The following is a 12233-nucleotide window of genomic DNA, read 5'->3' on the forward strand; positions in this document are numbered from 1 at the left end:
CTCGCTGCATAATGGTCCGTTGAAGCTATTGCTCTGCAAACCAGCGTGATGGAAACAGCAAATACACGATGGAGACGATGCCGAACAATGCTGCGCTAATCCATACGACCATGCTGGCAGACGTAGCGCTCGCAATAAAGCCCCCGAGAACGGGGCCAATGAGGACGCCAATGCCCTCCACAGTGGATAACAGACTCCATCCCAGTCCCTTCTGACCAGGTGGGACATAGAGGGCGAGCAGTGCATTCCACGCGGGAAGCACTGCTGAATATGACAGGCCAAGAACCACGGCCAGTCCGTAGGCCATCAATTTCGACGGGTGCAGTGACAATGAGGCAAGCGTCAAGGCGAATATGCCGAATCCAATCACAAGGAATGGCTTGCGGCTGCTCTTATCTGACCATTTGCCCATCGGGACTAGCCCAAGTACTGTACAGCCGCCGCCGAGGAGCAGAAGAAGTGAGTATTCTCTGTGCTCGGTGAATGATAAAGACTCTGCAACAAATGTGGGCAGAATCGGCACAAGCATGCTTGCTCCGAGTGTTTGCAGAATCATGCCGGGCAGCAGCGGCTTGATCGCCTTCAGCTTTTCGCGCAGTGCTTCCCACTGCTCACGAAATGGAACGGAAATACGTTCGGATTGCTTGCCGCCTGCGACGAAAAAGCTGAGCAGCCAAGCGACAGTGGACAAGGCAACAAGCAGCCAATAAGAGATTGCAGGCTTATAGTCTAGGATAAGGTTCAACACGACAGGGCCGGCGCCCATCCCAACCAGCCATATCATATAGAGGAAGCCCATTTGGGCAGCTCGTTGATCTTCTTTTACCTTCGTTAAGCAGACAATCCATACGGGAGATATTCCAACGCCATATAAGGCGCATGCCAAGATGAACACCCATGGAATATTTCCGTAATGGAACAGAGCAATCCCTGTCAGTGAAATAAGCAATCCTATATTAATAATCAATCTGGCGGGGAAACGATCCAGCAAATATCCGATAGCTGTCTTAAGCAGCGTATCCGTCAAGTAATGTGCGGTAGTCGCGGCCCCGATAATGGCAAGGCTAATGTACAGTATGTTCTGGCCATAGATAGGGATGAATGAAACGAGCGCTGCTCCTCGCACAAATTCAACGAAGAATAAGATGACGGCTAGCAGCACGATGTCCCTTCCCATGCCTAATGCACGAATTTTTTTCACATACAACGCCCCTTTCCTGATTGTACCATTATATCGTGCGGCACAAGCCCTCGCCAGCAGCGATAGTCGGATTGAATATTAAGAAAATGTAGCAGCAGACAACAGCTGCTCTTCCATCCAACGCTTCGGATGTCTCCACCGGCATACATAAGGATTGCCAGCGAACACGGCAGTAAGGGAGCGCGACGGCACTACATATATAACTTGTCCGCCATGACCAACTGCACAAGCTGCCTCCTCGCTGCCTAATTGGTGGAGCCACCATTGGTAGCCGTAGGCGCCAAAAGCAGGCATGCCAGGTGAATAGGGGCGATGCGATTCCGTAATCCATGTAGAGGGTATGACGTGAAAGCGCTCGTCTGATCCTTCATTACCAGCAGGTTGGATGGAACCACCGTCTAGTATGAGCTGGCCGAATCGAAGCATATCTGGTCCAGTCAGCCAGAGTCCAACATGGCCTGCTGCATGCCCGTCAGGAGATAAGTCCCAGCGGTAATGATCGATGCCTATTGGAGATAGGAGATGCGCTCTTGCATATTCATCTGCACGTATCCCAGTGCAAGAGGTGAGCAGAACCGATAACAGATGGGAATCAATGCTCCGATATTGAAATTGTCCGAACCGTTCGGGATGGACGGGCAGTCGCAGCGCATACTTTACCCAGCTGCTGCTGTTATGGAAGCTGCGTATCCAGCGCTCTCCGAGTCGATTGCCTGTCTCCCATAGCAAGCCTGATGTCATTGTAAGCAAATGCTTGAAGGTAATGCGGTGCCACCAAGTATCTTTCTGGCGTTTGCCCACGATGTCTTGCGGCAAATAGTCAGCAATTGGTTCATGCAGCGAAGGCATGTCCCCACGATGAACGGCAATGCCCACGAGTGTTGAGATAAAGCTTTTGGTAGCGGAACGCAGATCATAGAATTGCCCAGGTCTTACCCCTTCGGCATACACCTCTGCGATTACTTGTCCATGACGCGCACACGCGAAGTAATACATACGGGGGAACAATTTAGGCAGCGTACCCAATGCCTGCTGCAATTTACCATGGTCAAATCCAGCCTGTTCCGCTGCGTAAGCTTGAATTGGACTTGAGGGATGCTGATTCATTTGAGATTGCTCCTGTTTATTGTAGTAGTAATGGAATTTAAGCCTTACGACAGCATGATTACGCGTTGTATGTTAACTCTAATGTTGTTACTAGCATACCCAATGGAGAAATGATTAAGATATGTTGGTGTGATTTTGCAGCTCGGCTGAATATGATATACTAGAACTAAAAGGTTGCAAATTCCAGTAAGTGAAGCGATAGTCCAATTGGTTCTCCGTTGCGGGGCATGATCTACAACGCTTTGGGAGGGAATTTTCATGGCAACAAAAGGTCACAACGAAGTGAAAGAAAGCTTGTTGGAGATGACACGTATTTTCCGTCCGAAGAATCCTCGGAAATTCGTGAAGGAGTACATCCGGAAGTACCGGATTATGGGTGGCTATGAAGATGAATTAACTCAGCTTGTAGAGTTGGAAATGTGCAAAATGGATTCCAGTGTGTCGTAACGTCATAACCGTCTCTGATCAGACATTACGAGGAACTGAAGTGCTAACCTGCGAATGTAAGGAATAACTGAGAATACGTACAGAGTAGGCGCGCCGGTAAATCGGGGCGCCTTGTTTGCGTATGTATGGGTTAAATGAAGGGGTTCCAATAGTGCTTCTATAACAGATGATCCCGTGCATATACTTATCATTGGGACATGTAACGTTGGGGGAGTAAGCGATGGAGAATACGAAGACTGCTGCGCAGCTAGAGCTGATGCAGAAGGCAGGATACTTGGCAGCCCGCTGCCATCGTGAAGTGGCGTCAAGGCTCGCACCTGGCGTTACAACGGTGGAAATTGACCAGTTCGTAGAGAGCTGGTTATTGCAGCAGGGAGCAACTGCTGAGCAGAAAGGGTATTATGGTTATCCGTATGCAACATGCGCATCAGTGAATCAGGTTGTATGCCATGGATTCCCGTCTGCAAAACCTCTTAAATCAGGTGACCTCGTTACGATAGATTTTGTGGTGAATTACAAAGGATGGCTCGCAGATATGGCATGGACCTATGGAATTGGCCACATACAACCTGAGGCCAAGCGTCTTATGCAACAGACACTTCATGCATTACGATACGCAGCGAAGCTGGCGACCCCTGGAAGGGCGGTTGGGGATATAGCGGCTGCGATCGGACGAATGGGGCGTGATGCGGGCTATGGAGTCGTTACTGCGCTTGTGGGGCATGGTATCGGGCAGTCTATTCATGAACCTCCTGAAATTCCGAATGATGGATGGCCTGGACGTGGGCCTAATTTGGAAGAAGGGATGGTCATAACGCTTGAACCGATATTTACGCTAGGTACATCTGGTGATGTGATTCTGGGTGCAGATGGATGGTCTGTTGCTACATGTGACGGTTCCTGGGGAGCGCACTTCGAGCATACCGTAGCGGTGACTGCAGATGGACCGCGTATTTTGACTTGTCTTCCATTTACACCAGGGGGAAAGAATAATTCGTCATGGACTTAGGATAGGGCAGATCAACTATATACCCATAATTATATAGGTAGAAATATGAGGGAGCGATGCGGCCTGCACCCCTCCCTAAAACTAGTGCAAGTAACACTCATCATTCTCAACGTCAGTTAGAGTTGTTCGACGTCTCATGAGTTGTTAGTGCATTGTGCGGTGTATAAGCTTCATAATATCCGCCTCTGCGAATTGCAGAGAATCTCCAGGATAAGCGTGCATGACATAAGGAGTTAATCCGTTGAATAAGTCCATATTGGCGCTAATTCGAACATGTTTCACCCCAGAGGTCTGACTCCGAACCGTCTTGTCGATGGTGTGAAGGAGCTCATCTGATAATTTGTCGCTCTGCTTCACTGTACGTACCGGACTATCCGATGTAATGAAGCGCGGGGGCCAGCGATTCGCCTCGCGTTCCATATGTCCAGCTGTATTTGGGGCGCCGATTCGGGATTGCTCATGCTTGCCTCCGCTGCCGATTGTACCTAGGCCTGTGCCATCAAGCGTGAGCGCGACATAAGCGGTATCCTTATGCTGCAAGACATAGGCTACACTGACTCCATCCAGGTGTCCGACAGCATCGCTGACAGATTGATTGATGAACAGGGGACGCGGATTAGACAATGCCTGCGGCTGAGATGTGGAATGGGACTGCATTGTGTTCTGTTTCGTACGATGGTTGCTTTCGGTGCCCATTTGGGGCAACGGGGTTCCAGAAGGTGCTGATTGCTCCTTGACCTTCCGATCTGCATAGTTCGCCTTCGTGTTGCCTCCCGGCGACCTTGACTTCTCAGCCTCCATCCCAGCACAGCCGGAAGAGACCAGCATGACAGCGGCGATTATAAATGTGACAATCCAGTGAACGTGATTTGCGTTGTTGTGAACATCATTTGACAACTCCATTCAACCTCCTTATTTACTTCCATTAGTGTTCAAAAATCAACATGTGAGTATGCGGAATATAGATTTTTGTGATCAAAACAGGCAGGAAACTGCCAGAAATTGAGTGGTTTCGACAAAGGAGAGCAGTCTCATTTTGTATTTTGTAACCGTTTACAAATACTGATATAAAGCCGTTTTTCAGAGTATTTGAACACTTTGTGAACTGACCGGGAAACATTGACAAATAAATATATGGAAATTATATTTAGGTAAGTGATTGTAGTAATTGACAGGATTACGACATCCGTGTTTAAACCGGGGCCTGCCTGAAGGCATTCGAGCATGAGAATGACTTCCGAAGAAGGATTCTTACCGGTCTGAATTCGAATATGCATGCGCCTTCATTGCGCAATGGATTCTCTGCGCGATGAATGATTGGTTAATATTGGCTTATCTGGATGGACGGCAGCTTGTACTCACTTCTAAGCCATAGGGGCACTTGCATTGAGATTTCGACACAGCATGCGATGGGGTAATCAGCGAAAACGTACAAAGTGGGGTTGATCAATGATGAATCGGTGGCACGCAGTGAAGCGACTACTTCCACTGTTCGCCGGACTCGTCCTGCTCCTAAGTGCTTGCGGTCGTGCTGATATATCGGCTCTCAATCCGCAGGGGCCCATTGCAGACAAGCAGTTCGGATTAATGCAGTTGGCGATTACGATTATGACGCTAGTCGTTATTGTTGTATTCGGTATTTCCATTTATGTCGTCCTTCGCTATCGCAGACGACCGGGACAGAACGAGATTCCGAAGCAAGTCGAAGGGAACCACAAGCTTGAAGTGATTTGGACGGTCATTCCGATCATCCTCCTCATTATTTTGGCAGTTCCAACGGTGAAGTATGTATTTGCCTTCGCTGAGGACTATAGCCAAGACAAAGATGCAATTAAGGTTAAGGTAACAGGTCATCAATATTGGTGGGAATTCGAATATCCTGAGTACGGGATTACAACAGCACAAGACATGATTGTTCCGAACGGGAAGAAGATTGCGCTTGAGTTGAAGACAGCTGATGTCCTTCACTCTTTCTGGCTTCCATCCATTGCAGGCAAGATGGATACGAACCCATCCGGCAACGTCAACAAGATGTACATTGAGACGTATGTGGAAGGCGTGTATCGAGGAAAGTGCGCTGAGCTATGCGGATACTCCCACGCATTTATGGAATTTAAGGTGAAGGCAGTCAGTGAAGCTACATTCACGGCTTGGGTGAATGAGATGAAGGCCGAACCAAAACCGTTCGTAGGTGACACACAAGTTGCTGAGAGCTTCAAGCAGAACTGCTTGTCTTGCCACGCTATCGATAATAAGCCGTCCATGGGACCTAACCTGAAAGGGATGGGTAGTCGTGAGGCTATAGCCGGCATCATGCTGAACCGTGAAACCGCTGATGAGGTGCTGGATCAGAAGAAGATCGAGGATCATCTCCGTCAATGGATTCAGGATCCGGAGAAGGTGAAGCCTGGCAATAAGATGCCAGCATTCAAAGATAAGTTGTCCGAGCAAGAACTCGATGGCATCGTGAAATACTTGGCAGATTACAAGCTTGATTCCTTGAAAGCAATCAATAAGCAGTAGATTTCAGCATCTTCTAGGGGAGGTAACGACCTTGGCTCACACGGTGAAGCGACATCGCGGCTTGATGGATTGGCTGACGACGGTCGACCATAAGAAGATCGGCATTCTGTACCTTATCGCCGGGGCTTTATTCTTCGGTATTGGCGGTATTGAAGCCATCTTGATCCGGATACAATTAATTCAGCCTATGAATGATTTCGTAGACGCAAAAACTTTTAATGAATTGATTACCATGCACGGCACCACGATGATTTTCCTCGGTGTAATGCCGATTATCTTTGCACTAATGAATGCCATTATTCCGCTGCAGATAGGGGCTCGTGACGTTGCGTTCCCGTTCTTGAACGCACTCGGCTTCTGGACATTCTTCTTCGGCGGCTTGCTGCTGAACTTGAGCTGGCTGATGGGCGGTGTGCCTGATGCAGGCTGGACATCTTACGTACCGTTATCAAATACGGATTATAGCCCAACGCACGGTGTGGATTTCTACACCATCGGCTTGCAGATTTCTGGTTTGGGTACACTCATCGGGGGCATTAACTTCTTGGCAACGATTATTAACATGCGCGCGCCGGGAATGTCCTTCATGCGCATGCCGATGTTTACATGGGCGTCCTTTATTACGTCTGCATTAATTCTGTTCGCTTTCCCTGCTGTAACGGTAGGATTGATCCTGCTCATGTTCGACCGCTTGTTTGGCGGGAACTTCTTCTATGTACCGAATGGAGGAAGTGTAGTGCTCTGGCAGCACATCTTCTGGATCTTCGGTCACCCGGAAGTATACATTCTGATTTTGCCGGCGTTCGGGATTATCTCCGACGTCATCAGTACGTTCTCTCGCAAGCGCCTATTCGGGTACAGCTCCATGGTATTCGCAACGATCCTGATCGGTTTCTTAGGCTTCATGGTATGGGCTCACCATATGTTTGCAGTTGGTCTTGGGCCAGTAGCGAATGCGCTGTTCTCGATTGCAACGATGCTTATCGCAGTACCAACCGGTATTAAGATATTTAACTGGCTATTCACGATGTGGGGCGGTTCGATTAAGTTCACCGCGGCCAATCTGTACGCAGTAGGTTTCATTCCAACATTCGTTATGGGTGGGGTTACAGGCGTCATGCTGGCATCTGCGCCTGCTGACTTCCAGTTCCATGATACGTACTTCGTCGTAGCGCACTTCCACTACGTTATTGTTGGTGGTTTGGTGCTTGGCTTGTTCGCAGGGCTCCATTTCTGGTGGCCGAAGATGTTCGGACGCATGCTTCGTGAAGGACTAGGCAAAGCTACCTTCTGGATGTTCTGGATTGGATTCCAATTGACATTCTTCGTTCAGCATTTCCTTGGTTTGATTGGAATGCAGCGTCGGGTCTTTACGTACTTGCCGAATCAAGGCTTCGACCTCATGAACTTGGTAAGTACGATCGGGGCAATCATGATGGGTATCGGGGTTCTTATGTTCTTGTACAACATTGTAATTACATCAAGAGATCCGAAGAACCTGGGCAACGATCCTTGGGAAGATGGACGTACGCTGGAATGGACAATTCCATCTCCACCGCCAGAGTACAACTTCAAGCAAACTCCGCTTGTGCGCGGCTATGATGCTTGGTGGAAAGAAAAGATGGAGGGCAACACGGAAATGCCGGCTGCAGAGCCGATTGGTTCCATTCATATGCCATCGCCATCTATTCTCCCGTTCATGATGTCTGTTGGCTTGTTCGTGGCAGGTTTCGGCTTTATGTTCGCGAAGGATGATTTCAATAATGCACTGCTGAACGGTTTGTTCAACAATCATATCGTTGCAGGTTTCGGCCTGCTGATTACATTCGGCTGTATGTTCCTGCGTTCGATTAAGGACGACCATGGATATCATATCGAACCGGAAGAGTTGGAGCAGAAGGGGGTTAAAGCATGAGTGCACATGCACATCACGCAGAAGGCGAATGGCCACATGAGCCGGAAAAAGCAACCCTAGAAGGCCGCAATAAGGTCGTCGGCTTCTGGTTGTTCCTTGGCGGAGAGGCAGTATTGTTCGGTACGCTGTTCGCAACATTCCTTGCGCTACGCAACCAAATCGGTGATGGTCCTGCCGCTTCCGAGCTGTTCAAGCTTCCAATGATTGCGGCTGCAACAATGATCTTGCTGACCAGCTCCTTGACGAGCGTGTTCGCTATTCAAGCGATGCATCGCAAAGAAGTCAAAGCCATGCTCAGCTGGCTCGCAGTAACGGTTGCATTGGGACTAGGATTCTTATGTCTTGAAATATACGAGTTCGTAGAATATGTGCATGAAGGTCACACGTTTACGACGAGTGCGTTCAGTTCATCCTTCTACACCCTGGTCGGCTTCCATGGCGCGCACGTTGCCTTTGGTGTCGTATGGATCACACTTGTTATTTTGCAAACAATGAAGAAGGGCTTGAATTTGGTTACAGCACCGAAGATTTACGTCTCCGCACTGTACTGGCACTTTATCGACGTTGTGTGGGTATTCATCTTCACAGTTGTATACCTCATGGGAAAGGTGGGTTAACCAAGTGACAACACACCAAGTAACATCAGACAACTCGAAGCGTCGACATAAGCATGAGGGCAAGCAGAAGCATATTATTGCATTCATCTTCTCTATTGTGCTTACGTTGATCGCATTTGCTACGGTAGGTTCAGCGGGTGAAGTAAACCCAACGTTCACGGTTATCATCCTTCTCGTCATGGCTGTCTTGCAAGTTGTCATTCAGATGGGGTATTGGATGCATATGAAAGATAAAGGACATATGATTCCGATACTGTTCATGATAGGTGGAGCCGTCATTGCTTTCACGGCCATTATAATGGCTGTGTATTGGGTATGGTGGTAAAGTCGGATAAGTGAGAAGAGGGGACGCGAAGAGCGTCGCCTCTTTTTCCGTAATAGGGCTAAATGTGGCGAAATGGTGGCGCCTCGGGTGTTGCAGGATGAGGAGGGCTGAACATTTATGTTCGGATTGACAGAGTACTTTAGTTTCTATGATGTGTGGAGTCCGTTGTTTCTTACAGCAACGGTGCTTATTAATGTGTTATATTTCGGGCTGACAGGGCCTTTTCGCAATCGATTCTCATCTTCTGAGCCAGTGCCAGCGTCGAAGAAGCTAATGTTCGTAATTGGGACAGGCTTGCTCTACCTAGCTCAAGGCGGACCTATTAATATGATGAGTCATATGATGTTCACCTTCCATATGGCGATGATGGCATTATCATACATCATTGTACCGCCGCTTCTATTATTAGCTATTCCGTCCTGGTTATGGCGATATCTATTGGATCGCAAGCCGCTGAAGCGATTGAAGCTGTTAACGAATCCGATTCTTAGCGCTGTTCTATTCAATACCTTGTTCTCTTTCTATCATGTGCCGGCAGTGCATGATTACGTCATGACTCATTATACGGAACATATTATTTACTACATTGTATTGTTCATTGCTGCTATGCTGATGTGGTGGCCAATCGTCGTTCCGGTACCAGAGTGGAACTCGCTGACAGATGTGAAGAAGATGGGCTATGTTTTTTTGAATGGCGTTCTAATTACTCCTGCCTGTGCATTAATCATCTTTGCAAGCGAACCTCTCTATGCTACGTATGTGGACAAGGAAGCCTGGGTGCAGGCAATGGGCTATTGCATATCCGGGGATCCTGTAAAGATGCTCGCCGCATTTGATGGGCCTAGCTTCTTTAATTGGTTCACTCCGATTGAAGATCAACAGCTCGGAGGCATTCTAATGAAGCTGATTCAAGAAACGATGTATGGCTGTATTCTCTTCTACGTATTCGTCCACTGGTTCAGACGTGAAAGTAAAGATGATGACGATTTTGTGGACACCACAGCAGAAGGGCAGTTGAATTCGTAAAAATGCTCTATAATGGGTAGCGTAAGCAGAAGCAGGAGAGTTATTGGCTGCTTCGTTGCCGATGTATATGAGGAGGGCGTTTCATTCGTGGATCTGTACTTTATTATGCCAACTATCAGCACGACGTTCATCGTCGTCAGCGCCATATTGGTGGCTATCGGTTGGGCTCAAATTATTAAGGGCAAGCGGGAACAGCATAAGAAGACGATGCTGGCAGCGGCCGTAGCTGCGACAATCTTCTTCATTATTTATGCGTCTCGCACGGTTTTCGTTGGCAATACCGCATGGGGCGGCCCGGATGACCTTAAAGTATATTATCTGGTCTTCCTGTTGTTCCATATTGTCCTTGCAGCTGTAGCAGCTGTGTTCGGCTTGACGACACTGTATACAGGGTATAAAGGGAGTTATGCGAAGCACCGCAAGCTGGGTAAGTTCACCTCTGTCATCTGGTTCATTACTGCAATAACAGGGGCAACCGTATATCTTTTGCTGTATATCTTGTATCCAGGTGGTCATACAAAGCCAGTAATAGATGCTATATTTGGTCTGTAATCAACTAGTAGACGGCGATCTGTGAAGAGGATTTCCACGAATCGCTGGTTTGTTCTGAGTGCGATGGTTAGTTTAGAAGAAGCTCGTTCTTTCTGCACTTTAAGTGCGAAAGGCGAGCTTTTTTTGCATGCTTAGATTCTTCAGCATAGTAGGCTTTTAACGGTGCAAATAAAGATGAGTCTGGATAGGGTAATGTTTATTTTTCCTAATGATGAATTGACAGGGAAGTAGTCACTCATTATACTGTGTATAAAGATATATACAGTAAGCACAGTGATGAGCGAGCAAGCACACTTGATTTACCGATCTATAGTGTGAATCAGTTTGATATAAAGGGGGTCTTACAGTGCGCAGACCATATAGAGAAGCATGGATGCTTGTAAAGAGCGATCTTGTTCGATTCAAGTGGGGCTTGTTGATGACGGTAGCGTTCAGTGTTTATATGGCCACGATTAGCGGTCTGGTGTTGCGAGAGTTATTTCGTGGCGACGAGGTCTTGACGAGAGCTTTCAAGGGGGTTGCGGATTTTGTGTTTCTTTTTACGATCCCGAATCTTGGCTTCTTTATCTCTCGAAGATCGATGCGATATATGAAGGATGACTCGTATACGAAATGGATGAGGAAGCTGCGCATACTCCCAATCGATGCGAGAACCATAGTGTATTCACGTACGATGCAGATGTGTGTGGCTCTGCTGATTAATATGAGCATTGTTATCGTGGGGCACTACTTACTCAGTGAGACATTGAGAAGTCTTGGCTGGATCAGCATCTTATCCTATGTATTCATGCTGGTAGCGTACGCTGTTGCTGTTAATTGGTTGTATATCTCGTGTGAGCTGAGCATGAGCGGGCGACTATATATGAGGTATACATTTATTCTACTAGGCGTTATAACCATGGTGTCCGTCCTGATAGCGGTAGCGGACGGAAGTATTTTACAGACTGTGGTAGACGTAGCGCGATCGTACCCTTGGATGGGTATCGTGTTGTCCATCGTTATCATCGTCAATTCGATAGTGATCGGAATGAATCGTTTGCATAAGATCGTTCTGAAGCGAGATTGGATGTGAAGAAGAACAGAATGAGTCAGGAGGTGATGAGGAGCGGTGTTTATACCGATTCAAATTAATACGAACAGTTCTGAACCGTTGTACGCCCAGATTAAACATCAGCTTCGCGCACTTATCCTGAGCGGACAGGTCGAAGAGGGGATGCTGCTCCCGTCTATACGCGAATTCGCGAATCAGCTCCAATGCAGCGTCATCACGGTAAGAAGGGTGTATCAAGACTTGGAGAACGAAGGGCTGCTGCGGACGAAGCAGGGCACGGGGACGTTTGTGACACCGGTTCAAGCGGCAGAACGCGACAGGTATCGGAAGGAAGCAATCGAGCAGGCACTTGAGCAAGCCGTTGAAGCTGCAATGCATGTGGATGTATCCACTGATGAACTCATGCAGATGCTTCAGGAAGTCATCCAGCGCAAGCACAGCGGGAGCTAGCATTTGGTGC

General features: G+C 48.0%; 13 protein-coding genes. 10 read left to right on the forward strand and 3 right to left on the reverse strand.

Going from position 1 to position 12233, the window contains the following annotated elements:
- Positions 1-25: 25 nt before the first annotated feature.
- Positions 26-1201 carry an MFS transporter gene (locus BP95_RS0125665; protein WP_028533566.1) on the reverse strand — a complete coding sequence of 392 codons (1176 nt, stop codon included), beginning with the start codon at positions 1199-1201 and terminating at the stop codon, positions 26-28.
- A gap of 78 nt (positions 1202-1279) precedes the next feature.
- Positions 1280-2308 carry a serine hydrolase domain-containing protein gene (locus BP95_RS0125670; RefSeq protein WP_028533567.1) on the reverse strand — a complete coding sequence of 343 codons (1029 nt, stop codon included), beginning with the start codon at positions 2306-2308 and terminating at the stop codon, positions 1280-1282.
- A 258-nt stretch (positions 2309-2566) separates the two neighbouring features.
- Here BP95_RS0125670 and BP95_RS0125675 point away from each other — a divergent pair, with 258 nt between their 5' ends.
- On the forward strand, positions 2567-2755 hold the full coding sequence (locus BP95_RS0125675) for a hypothetical protein (RefSeq protein ID WP_021256223.1): 189 nt from the start codon (positions 2567-2569) through the stop codon (positions 2753-2755).
- A gap of 220 nt (positions 2756-2975) precedes the next feature.
- Complete coding sequence (gene map, locus BP95_RS0125680) at positions 2976-3764, forward strand: type I methionyl aminopeptidase (RefSeq protein ID WP_021256222.1); 789 nt, start codon at positions 2976-2978, stop codon at positions 3762-3764.
- A 144-nt stretch (positions 3765-3908) separates the two neighbouring features.
- Here map and BP95_RS0125685 read toward each other — a convergent pair whose 3' ends face one another.
- Positions 3909-4667 (reverse strand): hypothetical protein, encoded by a 759-nt coding sequence (locus BP95_RS0125685; protein ID WP_021256221.1) that lies wholly within the window; start codon positions 4665-4667, stop codon positions 3909-3911.
- Between the two features lie 546 nt (positions 4668-5213).
- Here BP95_RS0125685 and coxB point away from each other — a divergent pair.
- From coxB to BP95_RS0125725, 8 genes are all read left to right on the forward strand, one after another.
- Positions 5214-6287 carry a cytochrome c oxidase subunit II gene (gene coxB / locus BP95_RS0125690; protein ID WP_021256220.1) on the forward strand — a complete coding sequence of 358 codons (1074 nt, stop codon included), beginning with the start codon at positions 5214-5216 and terminating at the stop codon, positions 6285-6287.
- 64 nt (positions 6288-6351) lie between these two features.
- Positions 6352-8202, forward strand: coding sequence for a cytochrome c oxidase subunit I (ctaD, locus tag BP95_RS0125695; protein ID WP_051250016.1), 1851 nt, complete (start codon positions 6352-6354; stop codon positions 8200-8202).
- Positions 8199-8819, forward strand: a complete 621-nt coding sequence (locus BP95_RS0125700; protein WP_021256218.1) for a cytochrome (ubi)quinol oxidase subunit III — start codon at positions 8199-8201, stop codon at positions 8817-8819. Before ctaD ends, BP95_RS0125700 begins: the two co-directional genes overlap by 4 nt.
- A gap of 4 nt (positions 8820-8823) precedes the next feature.
- Positions 8824-9144 carry a cytochrome C oxidase subunit IV family protein gene (locus tag BP95_RS0125705; RefSeq protein WP_021256217.1) on the forward strand — a complete coding sequence of 107 codons (321 nt, stop codon included), beginning with the start codon at positions 8824-8826 and terminating at the stop codon, positions 9142-9144.
- Positions 9145-9261: 117 nt separating this feature from the next.
- Complete coding sequence (gene ctaG, locus BP95_RS0125710; protein ID WP_028533568.1) at positions 9262-10170, forward strand: cytochrome c oxidase assembly factor CtaG; 909 nt, start codon at positions 9262-9264, stop codon at positions 10168-10170.
- 87 nt (positions 10171-10257) lie between these two features.
- Entirely contained in the window at positions 10258-10722 is a 465-nt protein-coding gene (locus BP95_RS0125715) for a DUF420 domain-containing protein (RefSeq protein WP_021256215.1), read from the forward strand.
- Positions 10723-11068: 346 nt separating this feature from the next.
- Entirely contained in the window at positions 11069-11794 is a 726-nt protein-coding gene (locus BP95_RS31400) for a hypothetical protein (protein WP_051614191.1), read from the forward strand.
- Between the two features lie 36 nt (positions 11795-11830).
- Positions 11831-12223, forward strand: coding sequence for a GntR family transcriptional regulator (locus BP95_RS0125725; RefSeq protein ID WP_021256213.1), 393 nt, complete (start codon positions 11831-11833; stop codon positions 12221-12223).
- The last annotated feature ends 10 nt before the right edge of the window (positions 12224-12233 follow it).

This window comes from Paenibacillus sp. UNC217MF (assembly GCF_000686865.1).
GTDB classification, from domain to species: Bacteria; Bacillota; Bacilli; order Paenibacillales; family Paenibacillaceae; genus Paenibacillus_B; species Paenibacillus_B suaedae.